Genomic DNA, 21,438 nt, shown 5'->3' on the forward strand with positions numbered 1-21,438 from the left:
GGTGGCCGTCGGACCCATCCGAGGAGGAACAACCCCATGGCACAACCCGAGCGGAACGAGCGGCAGCGGCTGCGCCCCGCGCCCCTGCTCTTCGAGCCGTCGGCGGCGGTCGCCGATCCCGAGCACTTCTTCGACCTGGAGTCGATGGACGATCCGAAGGAGTTGCTGAGCCGTTCCACCGAGCTGGCCCTGGCGTTCCGGGCCGCGACCGACCGGGCGGTCGAGTTCCAGGCGGTCGCGGCCGCTCAGCTGGCCGATCCGCGCCGGTTCGACCGGCTCACGACGGCGGACATCGCGCAGCGGGCGGAGTGGACGGAGGACTACGCGGCGAAGATGATCGAGTTCGGCCGAAGCCTGCTGAACGCCCCGAGGCCCTGACGGGCCCTGACGCCCCGGCTTCCCGACGGCGGACCGGCTCCCCCGCTCCCGGTTCCGGCGCCGCCCGGTGCCGACTGGTGTCGACCGGTGCTGACTGGTGCTGACTGGCGCTGACTGGCGCTGACTGTGGGTAGAACCACTGGCATATGCCTGGGGGCAAGATACTCCTCGTCACCCCAAGCTGTCCCGGTTTCCGGCAACTCTCGGATTCCGCTTGATCACTCCCGGTAGACCTGTATGCATGACCGCATGGCTGCCAGACGAAACGACCCTGCATCACGGCGACGGCCCCTACCGGGAAGCCGACGTCTTCGCCGTCCTGCGCCGGCAGACCGGTAACCAGACGGCTCAGGTGACGGCGGCCGGCGCCGCCTGGCTGGCCGGCGCGGCGGCGTATCCGCGCAGTGCCCTGACCCAGTGGGAGTCGCATCCGTCCGCTCCCGGGGTCCTCCCGTGCGGTTCGTCCTTCGACGTGGTGAACGTGCCCACGCTCTTCGGGCGCCGGATGCTCGAACACCTCTGGGCGGACGGTCCGGGCTCCGGACCGGTCGCCACGCACCGCGGCCGGATGCTGCTGTTCGCCTCTCCGGGGACCGCCCAGCGGCTGCCCTCGCTGCTGGACTGGGAGGAGTGGGGCGGGGGCGCCGCGGCCCGGTCCGCGGGGGGCCTGGCGGGGCAGGACGAGAGCGGCCGGAAGGTGCCTCCGCTGCTCTGTCACGGCACCGGTGACGCGGTGACCGTGCCGCCCCTGACCTGCGAACCGAATACGTCCGGACCCCGCTGGGTGGTCGCCCCCGACACCCGTAGCCCCTGGCTGCCGGGGCCCGACGTACTGCTCTGGGCGTGTGTGCGGGTGGCCCGCTCCGTGCCCTCTTCCGGACCTCGTATTTCGATTTTTCCTCCCGCCGATCAGGGTGCTAAGGTCTACGACGTCAGCAGGCGCCGCTAGCTCAGTTGGTTAGAGCAGCTGACTCTTAATCAGCGGGTCCGGGGTTCGAGTCCCTGGCGGCGCACAGACACAAGAAGCCCCCTCGTTCACGCGAGGGGGCTTCTTCGTCGTGTTCCACGGCCTACGTCCCAGTGGTGATCCGGACCGTCCAGGCGCCCGAGGGGGTCCGGTCGGCGACCTCGATCGTGGTGTGCCCGCCGGGGACGGAGAACGTCTCGCCGACCCGCAGCGGGGCGTCCGCGAGCGGCGGATAGACCGACCGGTCCCAGCAGGCGTCGGTGTCGGGGTGGGTGTCGATGACATCGACCGGGCCGCCGCCCGACGGGGTCTCGTTGCGGATCCGGTAGAGCAGCACCCCCTCGCCGCACGTCGAGCGGTCGTTGCCGGTGGCGCTGCGGGCCTCGATCGCCACGGCACTGCCCTCGCCCGTCCTGATCACCGCGAGCCGGGTCCCGATGGACGCGCCGGGCACGGGCACGGCCGCCATCGACTCCAGGGTGACGACCCGGTCGCTCTGGATGCAGGTCACCTGCCGGTCGTCCAGCCAGCCCAGCTTCCACTTGTGCCAGCCGAAGAGATCGGGCGCGAGCCCGAACTGGCTGCCCATCACGTCCCAGTCACCCACGTAGGTGTCCCAGTCACCCTTGCCGTCCGAGGGCCGGTGGTAGAGGTCGGGCAGGTCGAAGACGTGTCCGGTCTCGTGGGCCAGCACGTTGCGGTCCGGCGGGTGCTGTTCGAAAACGGTGACGACGCGCCTGATGTCCGTACCGTCGGCGTGCAGCGGCCGGTCGAAGTTGACGACCTTGGTGGCGTCGGAGTCGACGCCCGGGGCGTCCGGGTCGGCGACGAGATAGACGATGTCGTACTTCGAGAAGTCCACCTCGGGGTCGGCCGCGTCGATCGCGTCGCGCAGATAGGCGCTGCGCCGGTCGTTGGCCCAGTCACGCTTTATGCCGTACCAGACCGACGGCCTAGGCATCTGGATCCACTGCTTCCGCGGGTGCGGGCGCAGGGTGAACTTCCCGTACGAGGCGCGCTGGAAGAACCGGGTGGTGGCGGGGAAGTAGTCGGAGGTGAGCTCGGCGGGGGTGGTGACGGGCCGGGCGTCCGGGAACGAGAGGAAGACCATGACGGCGTCGAGCGGGTGGTCGGGGCGCGGGTAGGCGCTGTTCCAGCCGTCCAGGCCCAGCGAGTGGTGGGCCTCGGTCCGGGGCAGCGCGCAGGCGTCGGCGGCACCGGTGGCGGCCGCGGCGGGTCCCGCGACGAGCGAGGTGGCGGCGACCGCCAGGAGGGAGATCAGCCCGGCCGTCACGGCGCGCGGACTCGGTCTCACCACTCCTCCGGGTCCGTGCTGACGCGCCACATCTGCCTCCGGGTGCGGGGTGCGGACGCCTGGGATCTTCAGCACCCTCCCGACCACCCTGTGGCGATTCAGGCGTTACGTCCTGTTGAGCTGCCCCAGTCGGGTCAGCGGTCCGACCGCGCGCCTCCTTCACAGACAGTCACAATCGATCACCGATGCAACGCGAGAGAACAGAGCCGCGCAGAAACGATCAGTCATGGGCAAACCGGATCTGTGCACGAATGGCCCATGCGCGTCGGGCGCGGGGTCCGGAACCGTCGGGGCGCTGGAACGGCCGAGCCGCCAGCCTTTATGCTTCACCTCGCTTTCCTCCGCGCTTTCCGCCCCTGACAACGGCGCTCCACGCGGCGGGCCAGTCCGACCAGACCTGTCCGGGACAGAACTGCATGGCGGGAGCGAACGGTGAGCGCAACCTCCGATGGGCCGAGGCCCCCGGCAGGCACAGCACCCTCTTCCCCACGACCACCGGTCACGGAGCGTCATGATTCATGGCCCGCCGGGGGCACCACCGAGGGCGTCACCGGGGAACGCGCCCCGGACGCCGCCGAGGACCTCGCGGAGGACGCCGCCCCGGAAGCGGCCGCCTCCGGGGCGCACGACTACCGGGCGGCCTTCCGGGCCGCCACGGTCCCGATGGCCGTCGTCGACCACGAGGGCCTGGTCGTCACCGCGAACGAGGCCCTGGCCGCCCTGGTCGGCATCGCCGCCCCGGCGCTCACCGCCCAGTCCGCCTCCGATCTGGTCGACCTCGCGGCGGACGGCCGCACCTGGCACGCCTACCGCGAGGTGCTGCACGGCCGGCGCTCCCGTTTCCGCTGCACCCGGCGGCTCAAGCACCCCGACGGGCGCTCGATGTGGGCCGAGATCACCGTCGTACCGATCCCCGCGACGGAGGCGGACAGCGAGGGCGAGGGCGACGGCGGCACACCGGACGCGGACGGCGGGAACCGCCCGCCCGGCCGGGTACTGCTCTCCATCGCGGACGTCAGCGACCGGCGCGAGCTCCAGAAGCGGCTGCGCCATCTCCAGATGCACGACCCGGTGACCCGGCTGCCCAACCGCACCCTCTTCTTCGAGCGGCTCTCGGCCGTCCTGGAGAACCCTCCGTACCAGGGCGACACCCACCCCGGACGCGGCCGGATCGGGCTCTGCTACCTCGACCTGGACGGCTTCAAGGCCGTCAACGACACCCTGGGCCACCGGATCGGCGACCGGCTGCTGGCCGCCGTCGCCGCCCGGCTCACGGACTGCGCCGAGCGGGAGGGCCCGCACCCCACCAGTGCCCCTCTGGTGGCGCGCCTGGGCGGGGACGAGTTCGCGATCCTGGTCGAGGAGTCCACCGGTACGCAGCAGCTGACCGACCTCGCCCGCACCGTGCTCGCCGCGCTCCAGAAGCCCTTCGACCTGGCCGGGCAGCGGCTCTCCGTCTCGGCGTCGATCGGCGTGGTGGAGCGACCGGTCGCCGGCACCTCGGCCACCGGCCTGATGCAGGCGGCCGATACGACGCTGTACTGGGCGAAGGCCGACGGGAAGGCGCGCTGGACCGTCTTCGACCCGGAGCGCAACGCCCACCGGATGACCCGCCAGGCCCTCTCGTCCAACCTCCGGCCGGCCGTCGAACGCGGCGAGTTCACCATCGAGTACCAGCCGCTGGTCGGCATGGCCGACGGGGTCGTGCTCGGGGTGGAGGCGCTGGTCCGCTGGAACCACCCGCAGTTCGGGATGCTCTCGCCGAACCGGTTCGTCGCGATCGCCGAGGAGGACGGCTCGATCGTGCAGCTCGGCCGCTGGGTGCTGCGGGCGGCGTGCCGTCAGGCCAGGCGCTGGCAGCTCGACCACCCGGCCGAGCCGCCGCTGTTCATCAGCGTCAATGTGGCGGTCCGCCAGGTCTGGGACTCCGACCTGGTCACCGATGTGGCGGAGATCCTCGCGGAGACCGGCCTCGACCCGGCGCTGTTGCAGCTGGAGCTGACCGAGTCCGCGGTGATGGGTTCGGCGGGCCGCCCGCTCCAGGCCCTCCAGGCGCTCAGCGACATGGGCGTCCGGATCGCCATCGACGACTTCGGGACCGGCTACTCCAACCTCGCCTACCTGAGCCGCCTGCCGGTCTCCGTACTGAAGCTGGACGGCGCCTTCGTGCGCGGCTTCCGCTACGAGGACGGCACCCATCCCAGCCCCGCCGACGAGACGATCGTCGAGGCCATGGTGCAGCTGGCGCACCGGCTGGGCCTGACCGTCACCGCGGAGTGCGTGGAGACGGCCGGCCAGGCGGAGCGGCTGCGCCGGATCGGCTGCGACACCGGGCAGGGCTGGCTCTACTCCCGCGCGGTCGCCCCGGAGCGCATCGCCGAACTGCTCGGCGCCCGCGCTCTGGAGGCCTGAGACGGCGGACCCGGCCCCGGCGGTCAGGCGGGGGCGGGGTCAGGGCCGGATCAGGCTCCCGGCAGCCCGTACGCGTCCGCGATGAGCCCGTAGCTGTGCAGGCGGGCATCGCCGCCGTGGGCGTTGGCCGTGATCATCAGCTCGTCGGCGCCGGTGCGCTTGGCCAGGTCGTCGAGACCGGTGCGGACCTCGTCCGCGGTGCCGTGGACGATGTTGACGAGCCAGCTGTCGACGAACTCGCGCTCCATCGGGGTGAAGGCGTACGCCTCCGCCTCCTCGGGCGTCGGGACCAGGCCGGGGCGGCCGGAGCGCAGGCGGAGCATCGACAGGGCGCCGGTGAGGACCTGGCGGTGGGCCTCGCGCTCGTCGTCGGCGGCCAGGGCCGCGACGCCGATCAGCGCGTACGGGGCGTCCAGGACCGCGGACGGCTTGAAGGACTCCCGGTACAGCTCCAGGGCCGGCACGGTGTTCTGGGCCGAGAAGTGGTGGGCGAAGGCGAAGGGCAGGCCCAGCACGCCGGCCAGCCGGGCGCTGAAGCCGGAGGAGCCGAGCAGCCACAGGGGCGGGCGGGCCGGGGACTGGACGCCGCCCTCCGAGGTGGCCTGGACGGGGCCGGGGACCGCGTGGATGCGGGCGTAGGGGTGACCGTCGGGGAAGTCGTCGTCCAGGAAGCGCGTGAGCTCGGCGAGCTGCTGCGGGAAATCTTCCGCGCCCTCGTTCAGCCGGTCGGTGCGGCGCAGGGCGGCGGCGGTGGCGCCGTCGGTGCCGGGGGCGCGGCCGAGGCCGAGGTCGACGCGGCCGGGGGCCAGTGCCTCCAGGGTGCCGAACTGCTCGGCGATGACGAGCGGGGCGTGGTTGGGCAGCATGACGCCACCGGAGCCGAGCCTGATGCGTTCGGTGTGGGCGGCGGTGTGGGCCAGGATCACGGCCGGCGAGGAGGAGGCGACGCCGGGCATGGAGTGGTGTTCGGCGACCCAGTAGCGGTGGAAGCCGCGCCGCTCGGCGAGCTGCGCGATCTCGACCCCGGTCCGCAGAGCCTGGCTCGCGGTGCGGCCCTGGCCCACGGTCACCAGATCGAGCACGGAGAGTGGAACGGGTGCCGTTCCCTCCGCCTTGCCACGGATCTCGTCGCCTCGAATCTCGTCCACGTCCTGACCTCTCCGATGGTGCTCGTAGTCCCTCGTACCTGCTCGTACCTGCGGAGAACACGAACAGGAGGATGGCTCCGTTTATTCCGCGGCCGTCCCGGGGCCGTTCGGGGGACGGCCCGGCCCCGGCCGCACCTACTGCCCGGCGGATCCGGATCCGCGGCCGTACGCGTTCTGGCCGTGGGCGTACTTGCGTCCGCTCCCCCAGACCCCCCGGGCCGGTGGCGCGGCCGGGGCCGGCGGCGCCTCCCTTGCCGCGAAGAGCGTGCCCAGCCGCGCGGCCCAGGCGTGGCGGTCGGCCAGGCGCAGGGCCTCCCGGACTGCCACCTGGTTCGCGGTGAGGACCGGTTTGCCGAGCAGTTCCTCCAGTTCCGCGAGGTGGCCGGCCGTGTGCAGGGCCGTGTCCGGCAGCAGGACCGCGTCCGCGTCCGGGCGGTCGGCCGCGGTGACCAGCTCCTTGAGCCGGTCCGGGCCCCACGCCGCCGCCTCGGCCGCCGTGGCGGCACCGGCCGCGTGGGTGGCGAGCACCTCGACGCCCTCGTCCCGCAGGAACCCGGTGAAGCGTGCGGCGATCTCCTCGGGGTACGTCGCGGCCACCACGACCCGGGCGGCGCCCAGCTTCCGTACCGCGTGGACGAAGCCGACGGAGGTGCTGGAGACGGGCACGCCCAGCGCGCGGGCGACGGTCGCGGCCTGGGCGCGGGCGCCCTGCGGGCCGTAAAGGAAACTGCCGCCGTCGCAGGCCCAGACGACGGACTCGACCCCGGAGCGTTGCAGCTCCTCGGCGCCGGCCGCGAGCCGCTCGGGGGTGCCCAGTGCCCGCAGCGCGTCCTCGCGGTAGGCGTCGTCGGGGCACTCGGTGTGGTTGACGACGAGTCTGATGGTGCTGTCGAGAAGGATCTCCATCCGCGGGAAGTCGTCCTCCGCGAAATGGCCCGGGTAGAGGAAACCGACGGTCGTCATGTCCACCCTTCCTGTGGTCCGGAACTCCCCCGTCTCTGTTCAAGTATTCCCCCATCCGCCCCGGTCATCGCTCTGACCTGTTGACGGGGGCGGGAGCGGCTGCGAGCGTGGTGCCTCCGCCCACCTCGGCCGACGCGGGAGGAACCGTCCCCCATGCCGGAGCCCCTTCTGCTCGTCCTGGACGCCGATCCGCCGCCCCGGCTCGGCCGGCTCGCCGGACGGGTCCGGGTCCTGCACGTCGACGGGGCCGGTCTGGCCGCGCAGCTCCCCCGGGCCGATGTCCTGCTGGTCTGGGACTTCGCCTCCGACGCGGTGCGGGAGGCCTGGCCGGGTGACGGCCCGCGTCCGGCCTGGGTGCATACGGCGAGCGCGGGCGTGGACCGGCTGCTCTGCCCGGAGCTGGTGGAGGCCGACACGGTGGTGACCAATGCCCGGGGTGTCTTCGAGCAGCCGATCGCCGAGTACGTGGCCGGGCTGGTGCTGGCGTTCGCGAAGGACCTCCCCGGCACGCTGGAGCTCCAGCACCGGCGGCGGTGGCGCCACCGCGAGAGCGCCCCGGTCGCAGGCTCCCGCGCGGTGGTCGTCGGGGCCGGGCCGGTCGGGCGCGCCATCACCCGGCTGCTGATGGCCCTGGGTGTCGGGGTGGCGCTGGTGGGACGCACGGCGCGGCGCACGATCCACGGAGCGGAGGATCTGGACCGGCTGGCGGCGCGGGCCGACTGGGTGATCTGCGCGGCGCCGCTGACCCCGCGGACGCGGGGCATGTTCGACACCCGGTTCTTCGGGCTGATGCAGCCTTCGGCCCGGTTCATCAACGTGGGGCGCGGAGCGATGGTCGTCGAGGGCGATCTGGTGGACGCCCTGCGCAAGCGGTGGATCGCGGGCGCGGCACTCGACGTGTTCGAGCGGGAACCGCTCGGCCCGCGGAGCCCGCTCTGGGACGCGCCCGGTCTGATCGTCTCGCCCCACATGAGCGGCGACACGGCGGGCTGGCGGGACCGGCTGGGCGAGCAGTTCGTCGCGATGTACGAACGGTGGGCGGCCGGAGTGCCGTTGCCGAACGTGGTGGACAAGCGGCTCGGCTACATCCCGGGGACGGACCTGGGCGAGTGATCCCAACCCGGCCCGCTCGATACCGACTTCACCGTCCCATTACGGACATCTGCCGATAACACCCCGCCATCTGGCGCATCCCGCAAGGAAGTACGCCCCGCTCACATCTCGTCGCGCTCCGCCCAACTTCGGACACGGGAAGGTCACCCTCCGGCCACCGTTCGGTTACATGCGGGTTCTTGCTGAATAGACGTACGGGAGCGGGCAGGCGTTCACCCTGTCCGGACTGTTCGACCCTTCCAGGAGACTGCGAACCATGGCTGACTTCCCGAACCTGTCCCGCCGGGGCTTTCTCAACCGATCGGCAGCCGTGGGCGGTCTGCTCGTCGTCCCCGGCCTGCTCACCGCGTGCAGCAAGACCGGCGCCGACTCCGCGGACGGCGAGGGAGCCCTCGCCAAGCTCCGCAAGCAGGGTTTCGTCCGGGTCGCGTACGCCGACGAGGCCCCGTACGGCTACATGGAGGGCAAACAGCTCAAGGGCGAGGCGCCCACCCTGCACCGGGAGATCTTCAAGGCCCTGGGTGTCGACGAGCTGCGGCCCACCCTCTCCGAGTGGGACGGGCTGATCCCGGGCCTCCAGGCCAGCAAGTACGACGTGGTCAGCGCCGGTATGGCGATCACCCCGGAGCGCTGCGCCAACGCGCTGTTCTCCGAGCCCGAGTTCATCTCGCCGACCGCGATGATGGTGAAGAAGGGCAACCCGAAGAAGATCACCGATCTGGCGTCCGCGAAGGCGGCCGGGGTCACGATCGGTGTGATGGCGGGCGCCGTCGAGGGCTCGTACGCCAAGGGCGCCGGCATCTCCAAGGACAGGATCAAGACGCTGCAGAAGCCGCAGGACGGCGCGGACGCGGTCAAGGGCGGCCGGATCGACGCGTTCCTGCTGACCGGCATCTCGCTGCGCTGGCTCGCCAAGACCAACGCGGGCACCGAGGTCACCGACGCCTTCCTGCCGGAGCTCGACGGGCAGAAGCAGTACAGCCCCGGCGGCGCCGTCTTCCGCAAGGGCAACGAGGAACTGCGGGACGCCTTCAACCGCGAGCTGAAGAAGATCGTCTCCGACAGGTCGCGCTATGTGGGCCTGCTCCAGGACTACGGCTTCGGGGCCACCGAGCTCCCGCCGGCCACGCTGAAGACGGCCGATCTGTGCAAGGGCTGACAGGGACGGAACCCACCGCATGAGTGATTTCTTCTCCGCCTTCATGGACGATCTCCCACAGTTGCGCTCGGGCCTGTGGGTGACCCTGGAGGCCACGATCCTGGGCGCGCTGCTGGCCCTGGTGCTGTCGTTCGTCCTCGGTCTGATGTCGATCAGCCGGCTGCTGCTGTCGCGCGGCGTCTCCCGCGTGGTCGTGGAGTTCTTCCGCGGCACCTCGCTGTACGTCCAGCTGTTCTGGTTCTACTACGCGATGCCGCCGCTCACGGGGTACGAACTGTCGCCGCTGCTCTGCGGCGTCCTCGCCTTCGGCCTCAACTACGGTGCGTACGGCGCCGAGGTGGTGCGCGGGGCGATCAACTCCGTGCCGCGCGCCCAGTACGAGGCGACCATCGCGCTGAACATGACGCCGCTGCACCGGATGCGCAAGGTGATCCTCCCGCAGGCCTGGGTGCAGATGCTCCCCTCCCTCACCAACCTGCTGATCCAGCTGCTGAAGTGCACGCCGCTGCTGTGGCTCATCTCGGCGGCCGACCTGATGACCGCGGTCGAGAAGCTGCGCAGCCGTACGGGTGAGACCCTCACCGCGTATGTGACCCTGCTGGCCTGCTACTTCGTGCTGGCGTACGCGCTGACCCTGCTGATGAACCTGCTGGAGCGGTCCGCCAAACGGCGGCTCGGCCTGGAGACCGGCGGGCGCAGCCTGCTGAAGTCCCGCAGCGCCGTGACCGCCGCGGCCGCCGGAGGTGCCCGGTGAACGAGGGATTCGACTGGAACGCCGTCGGCGAGGCCCTGCCCCTGCTCCTCCAGGGGTTCAAGGTCACCTTGCTGGCCACCCTGCTGGGCACGGTGGTCGCCGCGGTGCTCGGGCTGGCGATCGCGGTCGCCGGACGGGCCCCGAGCCGGTTCGTGACCGTGCCGGTGAAGGTGGTGATGGAGTTCATCCGCTCCACCCCGCTGCTGATCCAACTGGTCGGCGCGGCAGCCGTGTTCAACTCGGTGGAGCCGCTGACCATCGGCATCGTGGTGCTGGGCGTCCACTACGCCACGTACACCTCCGAGGTGTACCGCGCCGGGATCGACAGTGTCCCGAAGGGGCAGTGGGAGGCCTGCCGGGCCCTGTCGATGTCGCCCCGGCGGACCTGGCAGGCCGTGATCCTGCCGCAGGCGGTGCGCAACGTACTGCCCGCCCTCGGGAACTACGCGATCCTGATGTTCAAGGAAACCCCGTTCCTCGCCGTGATCACGGTGCAGGAGATGGTCTTCAAAGCCCGTGAGTACGGGGCCGAGCACTTCGTGTACACCGAGGTGTTCACGCTCGCCGGGGTGCTCTTCCTGGTCGCGAGCTACCCGACCTCGCTGTTGATGAGAAAGCTGGAGAAGCGCCTTGGCCACTGAACCTCTCCCCCTGCAGAAGACGGCGGCCACGGCGCCCGAGGACGCCGTGGCGGTCCCCTCCGCCGAGGACGGCGGGCATCCGCTGGTCCGCTTCGACAAGGTCGTGAAGCAGTACGGCGACCATGTCGTCCTCGATCAGCTGGACTTCTCGGTCGAGCGCGGCGAGCACGTCACCCTGATCGGGCCCAGCGGCTCGGGCAAGACCACGATCCTGCGGCTGCTGATGACGCTGGAGAAGGTCAGCGACGGCGTGATCCGGATCAACGGCGACCCGCTGACGCACATGGTGGCGGCGGACGGCTCGCTGAAGCCGGCGTCCGAGAAGCATCTGCGTGAGGCGCGGAAGAAGATCGGGATGGTCTTCCAGCAGTTCAACCTCTTCCCCAACATGAAGGTGCTCCAGAACATCACGGAGGCACCGGTCAACGTCCTGGGCATGGACCGCGACAAGGCGGAGACCCGGGCCAGGGAGCTCCTCGACCTGGTCGGCCTCTCGGCGAAGATCGACGCCCACCCCTCCCAGCTCTCCGGCGGCCAGCAGCAGCGGGTCGCGATCGCGCGGGCGCTGGCGATGGAGCCGGAGATCCTGCTCCTGGACGAGGTGACGTCCGCGCTCGACCCGGAGCTGGTGGCGGGCGTGCTGGAGCTGCTGGGCGACATCGCCCGGAACACCGACATCACCATGCTCTGCGTGACCCACGAGATGAACTTCGCCCGGGACGTCTCGGAGAAGGTGCTGATGTTCGACGCCGGGCGGGTGGTGGAGTCGGGTTCGCCGGAGAAAATCTTCTCCGATCCGGAGCACGAACGTACGCGCGAATTCCTCAACGCGGTGCTGTGACCTCGGCATCCGTCGATTACTCATGACTCTGGCATATGCCAGACGGGTGCGCTCCAGCTGGCGGAGCCGGGGCGCACCACCGAGTCGTCAACACCCGCCCCTGAAGAGGCTTTTGGCGGCTATCGTGAGGGCAGAGCTTGCGGTCACAACCTGGTAGGGGGAAACCGTGGCGTTGAAGCCCGAACCGACCGCGCCGTTCCATTCGGTGCAGTACGCCCTCCGTGTTCTCGAAACGGTCTCCAAGCACGGCAACGGCGTGACGGACGCCCGGATCGCGCAGGAGACGGGACTGCCCGTCGGGCACCTCGCCTCCCTCCTGCTGATGCTGCGCCGCGAGGGGTACGTCGAGCAGATCGCCGACGGCGCGTACGTGATCGGCGCCTCACTGCTGCTGCTCGGCTCCGGCGCCGCCCGCAGACAGGCCCTGGAGGCCCGGCTCCAGCAGGCGCTGGTCCAGCTGCGCGACTCGGTCGGCGCGGCGATCTACCTCAGCCGGTACGTGGACGGCGAGATCCGCGTCACCCAGTGCGCCGACGGTCCGGGCACCCCGGCGGTCAACGAGTGGGTGGACTTCCGGTCCTCTGCGCACGCCTCGGCGATCGGCAAGTGCCTGCTGACCCAGCTGGACCAGAACGGGCGGCGCGACCACATCGCGCGGCACAAGACCGCACGGCTGACGTCGCGGACCATCACGAGCGAGAAGGTCCTCTTCTCCAAGCTGGACAGCCAGCCGGCGACGGTTCCGGTGCTCGACCTCCAGGAGTACGCGGTCGGCACGGTGTGCGCGGCGGTGCCGCTGACCGCCGGGGCGTCGGCGGGATGCCTGGCGCTTTCGCTCCCGGTCGAGGACGCGCACCGCCTGCGCGAGGCGGCGGACACCCTCAACCGGCGCGCGGCCCCGGTGCTGCTGTCCCTGGCTCTTTAGGGCCTGCCGGACACGTGTCAGAGGCACCCCTGAGGACCAGGTATTATTTTCGAGTCAGCAGGCGCCGCTAGCTCAGTTGGTTAGAGCAGCTGACTCTTAATCAGCGGGTCCGGGGTTCGAGTCCCTGGCGGCGCACAGACAACGCACGAGGCGGTCTCCGTTCAACGGGGCCGCCTCGTGCGTTTTCGGCATGTTCCCGACGTACTCGCGGTGTGTTCCGGCAGGTGATCCGTTCCCCCCGGCATGAGGACACACCCTGTCCGCTACCTCCGCCATCCTTGCGCGCGAGCACCGGACACGTACGACAGCCGAAGGAAACGGATCACCATGCCGACGCGCAAGCCCGCGAACACCAGGACCGTCCTCGACGGCCGCGCCCTCAACCGCGCCACCCTCGCCCGCCAGCACCTGCTCACGCGCAGCGGCGCCTCCGTGCCCGAGGCGGTGGCCCAGCTGTGCGGCCTCCAGGCGCAGGAGCCGCAGGAACCGTTCACCGGGCTGTGGTCCCGGCTGGCCGGGTTCGAGCCCGGACGGCTGGACGAGGCGCTGACCGGCCGCACGGTGGTGCGCACCCACCTGATGCGCCGCACCGTCCACCTCGTCGCCTCCGACGACGCGCTCGCCTGGCGGGGCCGCCACGACGCCATGCTGCGCCAGCGGGTGCTGGGCACCTACCGGCGCGAACTGGCCGGCATCGACCTGGACGAGGTCGCCGCCGCCGGCCGCGCGGTCATGGCCGACCGGCAGCCCCGCACCATGGGCGAGCTCGTCCAGGCGCTCGCGGACCGCTGGCCCGGCCCGCCGCGCCGCGTCCTGGGCGAGCTGCTCGTGGCGGCCCTCGTCCCGATGGCCCAGCTTCCGCCCCGGGGTCTGTGGCAGCAGACCTCCGGCGTACGCAACCTGCCGTTGGCCACCTGGCTGGAGCGGGACATCGATCCCCTGCCCGCCGGGGACGACGATCCCGTGGGGCAGCGACTGCTGCGCCGCTACCTCGCCGCCCACGGGCCCGCCGCGAGCGCGGACCTGCGCGCCTGGTGCGGCCTCGCCGGCCTTCCCGCCGCGGTCGGAGCGATCCGGGGAGAGCTCGTCGCCTTCCGCGACGAACGCGGCCGCGAACTGCTCGATCTGCCCGACGCGCCCCGCCCCCACCCCGACACCCCGGCCCCCGTCCGGTTCCTGCCGGCCTTCGACAACGCGATCCTCGGCTACCACGACCGCAGCCGCATCATCGACACCCGCCACCTCGGCCTGTCCGTCGCGGGCCACCGCACGGTCCTCGTCGACGGCCGCGTCACCGCCACCTGGGCCGTGCGCGACCGCCTCCTGCACATCAGCGCCCTCCGCCCGCTCACCGGCCCGGAACAGGAGGCGGTCCGCGCCGAGGCCCAGGATCTGGCCGCGTTCCTGGACCAGGACATCGAGGACGTCCGGCTCGGCACCGAGAGCTGACGGCCGAGGCATGACGATCGAGGCATGACGATCGAGGCATGACGATCGAGGCATGACGATCGAGGCATGACGATCGAGGCATGACGATCGAGATATACAGATGTTTTACACATGCGTACTAGACGCATGTTTTAAACGCTCGTATATTTCCTGGCATGACAACACCTACGAGCACCGCCACCGCGCCCGGCGAGCGCGCCGGGCGCAGGGAGTGGACCGCCTTCGTGGTCCTGCTGCTCCCCCTCCTCCTGGTCTCGATGGACGTGTCCGTCCTCTTCTTCGCGATCCCGTCCATCGACCGGGACCTCGCCCCCAGCGCCACCCAGCAGCTCTGGATCTTCGACGTGTACGGCTTCGCCCTCTCCGGCCTGCTCATCACGATGGGCTCGCTCGGCGACCGGATCGGCCGCCGCAAGCTGCTGATGACCGGCGCCTTCGCGTTCAGCGCGGCCTCGGTCGGCGCCGCCTACGCCTCCAGCCCCGAGATGCTCATCGCGGCCCGCGCCCTGCTGGGGATCGGCGGTGCGACGCTGATGCCGTCGACGATGGGCCTGGTCCGCAACATGTTCCGCGACGAGCGGCAGCGCAGCCGGGCCGTCGGGATCTGGTCCGGTGCCATGGCGGGCGGCATCGCGCTCGGCTCGGTGCTCAGCGGCGTGATGCTGGAGCACTTCTGGTGGGGTTCGGTCTTCCTGGTCAACGTGCCGGCGATGGTGCTGCTGCTGGTCCTGGTGCCGGTGCTGGTGCCGGAGTTCAAGGACCCGCGCCCCGGGCGCTTCGACTTCCTCAGCGTGCCCCTGTCGATGGGTGCGGTGCTGCCGGTCGTCTACGGGGTCAAGGAGAGCGCCGCCCACGGCGTGGACGCGCGCAACGGGCTGATCGTCCTCGCCGGGCTCGCCGTCGGCTGGGTCTTCGTGCGCCGGCAGCGCGGCCGCGGCGACGCGATGATCAGCCGGGAGCTGTTCCGCGGCCGCGGCTTCGCCGCCGGGATCGGTCTGAACGCACTGGCGTCCTTCGCGATGATGGGCTCCGCCTTCTTCACCACCCAGTACCTCCAGTCGGTGCTCGGGATGGGCACGATGGAGGCCTCGCTCTGGAGCCTGGCGCCGTCGCTGGCGGTCGGTGCGGCCGCTCCGGCGGCCACGGCGCTCGCCCAGCGGACCGAGCGCGGCCGTGTCGTCTGCGCCGGGTTCGTCATCGCGGCGGCCGGATTCGGGATCCTCGCCCTGTCGGGCACCGACTCGCTGTGGCTGCTGCTCGCCGGGTCGGCCGTGATGAGCAGCGGCATCGTGACGGTGATGGCACTCGTCTCTGACCTGGCGCTGTCCAGCAGCCCGCCGGAGAAGGCGAGTTCGGCGGCCTCGCTGCTGGAGACCGGGCAGGAGTTCGGCGGCGCGATGGGGATGGCCCTCCTGGGTGCGGTGGGGACCGCGGTCTACACCGCCGAGATGCCGGGCTCCGCGCCGGAGGCGGCCCGCAAGACGCTGCCGGGCGCGCTGTCCACCGGTGACGGTTCGCTGGTCTCGGCCGGCCGGGAGGCCTTCGTGCACAGCATGCAGTTCGCGTCGGTCGCGGGGTCGCTGCTCCTGCTGGCCGGGGCCGTCCTGGCGGTGACGCTGCTGCGGCGGGCGGTCCCCTCACGCCCGTCCGGTGTCTGAGGACAGCAGCCCGGTGCGCCCGTGCTCCTCGAACTCGGCGGTGAGGGAGGCCAGGTGTTCCTCACCGAACGGGACGTACGTGCCCCCCTGGTCCCGGTACCAGACGGCGGACCCGGACCAGAACCCCTCCAGCCGCAGCCCGACCCGGTGGACCTTGTTCGTCGCCGTCACCGGCATCGCGCGCACGATCCGTACGAACCGGGGCGCCATCTTCGTCCCCAGGTCGGGCTGGTCCCGGAGGAAGGCGGCGAACGCGGCCGGATCGAAACCGGCCCCCTCGCGCAGCGCCAGCGCCGCCATCACCTGGTCCCCCGCGACCGGGTCGGGCACCGCGTAGACCGCCACGGCCGCCGCGTCCGCCCAGCGGGCGAGGATGTTCTCGATCATCGCGGCCGCCAGGTTCTCGCTGTCGACCCGCAGCCGGTCCTCCGTACGGCCCGCGAAGTAGAGGAAGCCGTCGGGGTCGCGGTAGAAGAGGTCGCCGGTCCAGTACCAGCCGCCGCGCACCCGGGCCGCGTCCGCCTCCTCGTTGCGCCAGTAGCCCTCGAACGGGGTCCGGCCGCGGTTGACCAGCTCCCCTATCGCGGCGGCGCCGTTGAGCAGCCTCCCGCCCTCGTCGAACACGGCGGCGACCCGCTCGCGGCCCGTCTCCGGGTCGACGACGGCGAGGTCGTCGCGGTCCGCCGCCCGGCCGATCGCGCCCTCCGGGGTGTCCGGGGTCCGCTGGATCGCCGCACCGCCCTCCGACGAGCCGTAGCCCTCGACCAGCCGCACCCCGAACCGCTCGCGGAAGCGGGCCGCGTCCACGGCGCCCGCCTCGGTGCCGAAGCCGACGCGCAGCGGGTGCTCCCGGTCGTCGGGGCGCTCGGGGGTGGCCAGCAGGTACTGCACGGCACGGCCGACATAGGTGAAGTACGTGGCGCCGTGGGCGCGTACGTCGTCGAGGAAGCCGGAGGCCGAGAAGCGGCGGCGCAGGGCGACGGCGGCGCCGCCGGCCAGTGCGGGCGCCCAGTCGGCGATCACCGCGTTGCCGTGGAACATCGGCATGCAGATGTAGTGGACGTCCTCGCGCCGGATGCCGAAGTGCCCGACGAGCGAATGGCCGGCCGCGGCGAGCCGTCCCTGGGTGCAGACGGCGGCCTTGGGCGCACCGGTGGAGCCCGAGGTGAAGTAGAGGAGCATCCGGGTTCCGGGCCCGGGGCTGCCGAGGACGGTGTCGCCCGGCTCCGCCCCGGCGTAGGGGGCGAGCAGCGCGGCGTACGCCTCGGTGTCGGTGACCAGCACCCGGACGCCCGGCAGCTCCAGGCCGTCGAGCAGCGGCAGATGGGCGCGCTCGGTGATCAGGACCCGGCATTCGGTGTGCAGGATGTCGCGGGCCAGTTCGGCGCCGCGACGGGTGGGGTTGATGCCGGCGACGGCGGCCCCGGCCAGGGCCGCCGCGCTCAGCCACAGCGGAAACTCCGGGGTGTTGTCGAGCAGCACCCCGAGGTGCGGTTCACTGCCCGCCGGCAGCAGATCCGCCAGGAGCGCGGCCCGTGCGGCAGCGCCGGAGGCGACCTGGTGGTGGCTGAGGACGATGTCCTCGTGCCTCAATCCGGGCCGGTGGTCGCCCCATTGGCGCTGTACGAGCTCCGCGACGGTGCCTGCGCTCCTCATGGCGCCGCACGGTAACTGACTACACGTCAGAACTGAACATCGGAGCACGAGTAGAACGCGTTGGCCGTGTCCGCGATGTTCCAGACGCTCAGGATGATGTGCTTCCCGGTCTTCTGGGTGGGGATGGTGCCCTGCTGGGTCAGGGTGGCCGGGGGCTGCTGGTTGTTGTACGGCACCGTCATGAACGGCTGCGACTCCAGGTCGGAGCGCTTGAGCGGCTTGGTGGGGTCCCAGCCGTTCTTGGTGATGTAGTAGCGGAAGTCCGTGGTGGCGTGGCGGGCGGTGAACTGCCAGCGGAAGCTGAAGCCCTGCCCGGCGGTGACGTGGGTGGCGGGCCAGTTGCCGCCGCGCGGGTCGTCGAGCTGGGCGAACTCGCCGTGTCCGCCGGAGCAGATCGCACCGTCGGCGGGGCCGGCTGCCGGGAAGCCCTTGGGGCCCTCGACGCTCTGCGGCTCCCACTGGATGTTGCCGCAGCCGGTCACCGTGCCGTTGGCACAGAGCTTCTGGCGGCTGATGGGGTTGTCGGTGTAGCCGTGGCTGCCGGCGCTGCTGGTCGCGAACATCGAGACGCCCGCTACCGCGAGGCCCACCAGGGCCGCACCTGTCTTCTTACGCATTGCTGAAGCTCCTCGGATTCGTGGGGGAGGTTCCATGAGCACTGCTGCGCGCGTGTCGTGCGGTCTAGACCAAGGCCTAGATTATTGACGGATCATGAACATGTCCAGACCAATGGGAGTTGGATTCCGGTTGGCCACGCAAGAGCCCACCGGGCCGCCTCAGGCACCGTCCCCGCCACCGCGTCCGGTGTAGAACGCAACGGTCAAGTCCTTCACCAGAGACTTCCGTTCGTAGTCGTCGAGCTCCACGAGCCCCCGGGCGGTCAGCCGGTTGACCGTGTCGTCCACCGCGTCCACCACCGAGGTCAGCACGCTGTCCCGGTGCTTGGCGTCGATGGCCGCGATCCGGCGCCGCTGCATGGCCGCGGCCACCTCCGGCGCGTACTCGATTCCGGTCGGCTGCGCGGAGTACACCTCGACGCCGACCGGTTCGCAGTCCGCCTTCAGCATCCGGGTCAGCGCGTCCCCGACGGCCTCGGCGTTGCGCAGGGTGTGGGCGTCCTCGTGGAAGGCGTCGGCGGGCAGCTGGGAGAGGACCCGCGCCATCGCCGCCTCGACCTGCTCCCGCAGATACTCCTCGTGGTCGGCGATCCCCAGGGTCGCCCGCACGGTGTCCTCGACCCGCCACACGACCAGGACGACGACCCGCAGCGCCGTGCCGTTCGCGTCCACCGCGGGCAGCGGTTCGCTGCGCCAGTGCCGCAGCCGTACATCGACCCGGCGGCGCAGCAGCAGCGGGCTGACCCACATCAGCCCGGTGCGCCGCACGCTGCCCCGGTACTGGCCGAAGAGGGTGAGCACCCAGGCGTACCCGACCCGGCCGCGGGTCAGGCCGCCGAGCGCGAAGAGCACCGTGGTCAGCAGCAGGGCGAGCGCCGCCCAGGCGCCGAGGCCGATGCCGTCGTACGGCCGCGGGCCGAGCCCGAGCCGGTTCAGCACCCCGCCCGGCAGCGCGCCCGTCCACCACAGGACCCCGCCGGAACCGGCGAGTCCGACGAGACCGGCGAGCAGCGCGGCCCAGCCGGGCAGCGCCGGACCGGGCCGTTCGCGCAGCCGCGGGTCGGCGACCGGCGCGGGCCGGGTGGAGGGCCGCACCTGCGGTGACCGCGGCACCGGCGGCCGCCGGACACCGGCCGTCGACTCGATCCCGGAGGCCCTGCGCACGACGGTGGCGGGCAGCGCGGCGGCGTCCGCCGCGACCTCGGGATCGTCACGGAAGAGCAGGTGCACGGGGATGGAGGCGGTGCGCTCGTTGGCGATGACCGAGTGGCGCCGGCCGGTGTCCACCCGCACGTCGGTGCGGAGCTCGCCGGTGTCGGCGCCGCCGAAGGACAGCGAGAGGGAGGGCCCGGCGTCCCTCCGGACCGGGGAGAGCCCCGGCCCGGAGGGGAACGAAGGTCCCGGCAGGGCGGGTTGCCCCGCCTGCCCCAGCTGTCCCGGACCGCGCACCTCGTCGCGTACGTCCTCCCGCACCTCGTCGCGTACGTCCACACGCACCTCGTCGCGCACGTCCTCGCGTACGTCCACACGCACCTCGTCGCGTACGTCCTCGCGTACGTCCACACGCACCTCGTCGCGCACGCCCTCACGCACGTCCGGCTCTGTCGCCGCGCCCGGAACCGACACCGACGCCGAGGTCGCGCCGAACGCCGAGCCCCCGCGCTCGCCCTCGCCCGGCGTCAGGTCGAGCACCAGATCGACCACGGACCCCGCACCCGGTCCCGCCGCCGACCAGTCGTAGGGCCCGCTCACCGGGTCCGGACCCCTCGGCCCGTCCCGGCCCGGCGGGGTGTCCGGACCGGCCGACGCCTCCGCGTCGCGCCCCGGCCGGTCCGGTACGGCCCACTCCCGCACCGGGAGCGCCCCGTACCGCTCCTCGCCGTACTCCGGGTTCTCCCCGTTCTCCGAGGGCTCCCCGTTCTCCGGGTTCCCGGAGCTGTCCGCCACCGTGGATCGCATTCCCGCCTCCGTCATGTGCGTCGTGTCACGCGAAGAGTCGCCGCCAGGTCTCCGGACCCGGATGGCCGTCGGCCTCCGCACCCCGCCAGCCCTGCGCCTTCTGGAAGGCCTCGACATTGCGCCGGTCCGCCTCGGTCCACCGGGGTCCGGGGCCCGACACGTAGTACTTGCCGTATCCCTTCCTCACCAACTGTTTCCCGAGCTTGTCGACATGGCTGTTGGACTGACCCGACCGGAAATAGCCCCGCCCCGGGAAGGCGGGCACGGCGGTCGAGCCGCCCTGGCCGGTTCCGCCCGCGGCGGGGATGTCGCGGCCGGTCCCGGTGGTCAGCAGGCGCCAGGTGTCGGGGCCGGGGATGCCGTCGGCCTCCTTGCCCTTCCAGCCCTGGGCCTTCTGGAACGCCTCGGTCGCCCGCCGGTCGGCGCTGCCCCAGGCGGGGCCGGGGCCGACCCGGTAGAAGCGCTTGCCGCCCCGCGCGACGAGCAGCTTGCCGAGCTGGGTCACGTAGGCGTTGTTCGCACCAGGGCCGAACTTCCCGGCCCCCGGGAACTTCGTCGTCGAGCCGCTGCCGCCCGCTCCGGTGCTCAGCCCCTTGTAGCGGTAGGCGACGTAGCTGCCCGAGTTGCTCCAGTACGCCATGGGTGTCGTCTGCTTGCGGGTGTGCGGCGTGGTCTGCTCGTACGCCGTGTAATGGGTGTGCGCGGAGTCCGTCCAGCCGTCGAAGATCGTGACGTGCGAGCCCTTCGCGGGGTCGGCCGGGTTGTGGAAGAGCAGGATGTCGCCGGGCTGGAGATCCTCCCGGGCGATCCGCGTGCCGTACGAGGCGAGGCTGCCGGTCCACTCGTTGCCGGCCAGGTCCCAGGCCATCGACACATAGCCGGAGCAGTCCTGGCGGTACCCGTCCGACCAGTACTTGCTCATGCTGTACGGGACCTGCGCGGTGACCCACTTCTTCGCGCGGCTGATGATCTCGGCCCGGGTGGTCGTGCGCAGGGTGGACGTACTCGCCTGCGAGGCCGACGGGCCAGAGGCCCCCGCGCCCTGCAACGGGCCGGGTCCGCCCTGCGGGCTGTCCGGTCCCGGATCGGCCACCGGGTTGGGGTCAGTCACCGGGGCGGGGTCGGCCACCGCGGTCGCCGCTTCCGCGAGACCGGCGCTCAGCACCACCCCCGCGGCGGTGACCAGCACCAGCGCGCGCCGCGCGCCGTGCGCGGCCGGATGTCCTCCCTGCCGCGTCGGCAGTGCCGCGGCTGCGGTTCGCCGTTGTACGGCGCACCCCGCACAGGTGCAGTCGATGGCGGGTACGTACTCCTCGAAGGCCGGCACAGTCATGCGATTCCCTCCGCAGTCGTCAAGATCTTTGGGCGCATCTGCACGGGCGTCAGTCTCTCAACTCTCCTGACATATCGCATTTTGACGGATAGAAGAGAAAAAACGACCATCCGACAGGCCGAGACGGAGGGGAAATGGTCGGGACCACCA

The 21,438-nt window shown here is 71.7% G+C and carries 18 protein-coding genes and 2 tRNA genes; 13 read left to right on the forward strand and 7 right to left on the reverse strand.

All coding sequences use genetic code 11. The annotated features are described in order from the left end of the window. Positions 1–36: 36 nt before the first annotated feature. From ACIO3R_RS02385 to ACIO3R_RS02395, 3 genes are all read left to right on the forward strand, one after another. Positions 37–378, forward strand: a complete 342-nt coding sequence (locus ACIO3R_RS02385) for a hypothetical protein (protein ID WP_385035851.1) — start codon at positions 37–39, stop codon at positions 376–378. Positions 379–619: 241 nt separating this feature from the next. Next, entirely contained in the window at positions 620–1,327 is a 708-nt protein-coding gene (locus ACIO3R_RS02390) for a bifunctional DNA primase/polymerase (protein WP_402102459.1), read from the forward strand. After that, a tRNA-Lys gene (locus ACIO3R_RS02395) sits at positions 1,318–1,391 on the forward strand. Before ACIO3R_RS02390 ends, ACIO3R_RS02395 begins: the two co-directional genes overlap by 10 nt. Before the next feature lie 57 nt (positions 1,392–1,448). On the opposite strand, the gene ACIO3R_RS02400 is transcribed toward ACIO3R_RS02395, so the two are convergent. Then, a complete protein-coding gene (locus ACIO3R_RS02400; protein WP_402102462.1) occupies positions 1,449–2,663 on the reverse strand; it encodes a M6 family metalloprotease domain-containing protein in 1,215 nt (404 codons plus the stop codon). 429 nt (positions 2,664–3,092) lie between these two features. Between ACIO3R_RS02400 and ACIO3R_RS02405 the strand changes: the two genes are divergently transcribed. Next, on the forward strand, positions 3,093–5,072 hold the full coding sequence (locus tag ACIO3R_RS02405) for a putative bifunctional diguanylate cyclase/phosphodiesterase (RefSeq protein WP_402102467.1): 1,980 nt from the start codon (positions 3,093–3,095) through the stop codon (positions 5,070–5,072). A 50-nt stretch (positions 5,073–5,122) separates the two neighbouring features. Here the strand turns inward: ACIO3R_RS02405 and ACIO3R_RS02410 are convergent, their stop codons facing one another. Together ACIO3R_RS02410 and ACIO3R_RS02415 are read right to left on the reverse strand one after the other, a co-directional pair. Further along, positions 5,123–6,220, reverse strand: coding sequence for an LLM class flavin-dependent oxidoreductase (locus ACIO3R_RS02410; RefSeq protein ID WP_402102470.1), 1,098 nt, complete (start codon positions 6,218–6,220; stop codon positions 5,123–5,125). Between the two features lie 135 nt (positions 6,221–6,355). Further along, on the reverse strand, positions 6,356–7,183 hold the full coding sequence (locus ACIO3R_RS02415; protein WP_385035846.1) for a decarboxylase: 828 nt from the start codon (positions 7,181–7,183) through the stop codon (positions 6,356–6,358). 153 nt (positions 7,184–7,336) lie between these two features. Here ACIO3R_RS02415 and ACIO3R_RS02420 point away from each other — a divergent pair, with 153 nt between their 5' ends. The 9 genes from ACIO3R_RS02420 (at position 7,337) to ACIO3R_RS02460 (ending at position 15,723) form a co-directional block, all read left to right on the forward strand. Further along, positions 7,337–8,296, forward strand: coding sequence for a D-2-hydroxyacid dehydrogenase (locus ACIO3R_RS02420; RefSeq protein ID WP_402102473.1), 960 nt, complete (start codon positions 7,337–7,339; stop codon positions 8,294–8,296). 256 nt (positions 8,297–8,552) lie between these two features. Continuing rightward, positions 8,553–9,455 carry an ectoine/hydroxyectoine ABC transporter substrate-binding protein EhuB gene (ehuB, locus tag ACIO3R_RS02425; RefSeq protein WP_385035844.1) on the forward strand — a complete coding sequence of 301 codons (903 nt, stop codon included), beginning with the start codon at positions 8,553–8,555 and terminating at the stop codon, positions 9,453–9,455. Between the two features lie 19 nt (positions 9,456–9,474). Then, positions 9,475–10,209 (forward strand): ectoine/hydroxyectoine ABC transporter permease subunit EhuC, encoded by a 735-nt coding sequence (gene ehuC, locus ACIO3R_RS02430; protein ID WP_123471285.1) that lies wholly within the window; start codon positions 9,475–9,477, stop codon positions 10,207–10,209. Then, positions 10,206–10,850, forward strand: a complete 645-nt coding sequence (gene ehuD, locus ACIO3R_RS02435; RefSeq protein WP_363023296.1) for an ectoine/hydroxyectoine ABC transporter permease subunit EhuD — start codon at positions 10,206–10,208, stop codon at positions 10,848–10,850. Before ehuC ends, ehuD begins: the two co-directional genes overlap by 4 nt. After that, positions 10,840–11,691: an ectoine/hydroxyectoine ABC transporter ATP-binding protein EhuA gene (gene ehuA / locus ACIO3R_RS02440; RefSeq protein ID WP_385038545.1), complete on the forward strand. Its 852-nt coding sequence runs from the start codon at positions 10,840–10,842 to the stop codon at positions 11,689–11,691. Before ehuD ends, ehuA begins: the two co-directional genes overlap by 11 nt. 166 nt (positions 11,692–11,857) lie before the next feature. Further along, the gene (locus tag ACIO3R_RS02445) at positions 11,858–12,616 is read left to right on the forward strand and encodes an IclR family transcriptional regulator (protein WP_385349595.1); all 759 of its coding nucleotides are present in this window, start codon (positions 11,858–11,860) and stop codon (positions 12,614–12,616) included. A gap of 61 nt (positions 12,617–12,677) precedes the next feature. Then, positions 12,678–12,751 (forward strand) — tRNA-Lys (locus ACIO3R_RS02450). A 192-nt stretch (positions 12,752–12,943) separates the two neighbouring features. Further along, positions 12,944–14,065, forward strand: coding sequence for a winged helix DNA-binding domain-containing protein (locus ACIO3R_RS02455; RefSeq protein WP_402102479.1), 1,122 nt, complete (start codon positions 12,944–12,946; stop codon positions 14,063–14,065). 155 nt (positions 14,066–14,220) lie between these two features. Continuing rightward, complete coding sequence (locus ACIO3R_RS02460; RefSeq protein ID WP_402102482.1) at positions 14,221–15,723, forward strand: MFS transporter; 1,503 nt, start codon at positions 14,221–14,223, stop codon at positions 15,721–15,723. Here the strand turns inward: ACIO3R_RS02460 and ACIO3R_RS02465 are convergent. The 4 genes from ACIO3R_RS02465 to ACIO3R_RS02480 form a co-directional block, all read right to left on the reverse strand. Beyond that, positions 15,703–17,379 carry an AMP-binding protein gene (locus ACIO3R_RS02465; protein ID WP_402102485.1) on the reverse strand — a complete coding sequence of 559 codons (1,677 nt, stop codon included), beginning with the start codon at positions 17,377–17,379 and terminating at the stop codon, positions 15,703–15,705. The genes ACIO3R_RS02460 and ACIO3R_RS02465 overlap by 21 nt on opposite strands. Before the next feature lie 26 nt (positions 17,380–17,405). Continuing rightward, entirely contained in the window at positions 17,406–17,996 is a 591-nt protein-coding gene (locus ACIO3R_RS02470) for a lytic polysaccharide monooxygenase (RefSeq protein WP_385038531.1), read from the reverse strand. A 159-nt stretch (positions 17,997–18,155) separates the two neighbouring features. Continuing rightward, complete coding sequence (locus tag ACIO3R_RS02475) at positions 18,156–19,955, reverse strand: SPFH domain-containing protein (RefSeq protein ID WP_402102488.1); 1,800 nt, start codon at positions 19,953–19,955, stop codon at positions 18,156–18,158. Positions 19,956–19,980: 25 nt separating this feature from the next. After that, on the reverse strand, positions 19,981–21,288 hold the full coding sequence (locus tag ACIO3R_RS02480) for a peptidoglycan-binding protein (RefSeq protein ID WP_402102491.1): 1,308 nt from the start codon (positions 21,286–21,288) through the stop codon (positions 19,981–19,983). Between the last annotated feature and the right edge of the window lie 150 nt (positions 21,289–21,438).

The sequence above is a fragment of the Streptomyces sp. NPDC087428 genome (genome assembly GCF_044744085.1).
In the GTDB taxonomy this organism is placed as follows: Bacteria; Actinomycetota; Actinomycetes; order Streptomycetales; family Streptomycetaceae; genus Streptomyces.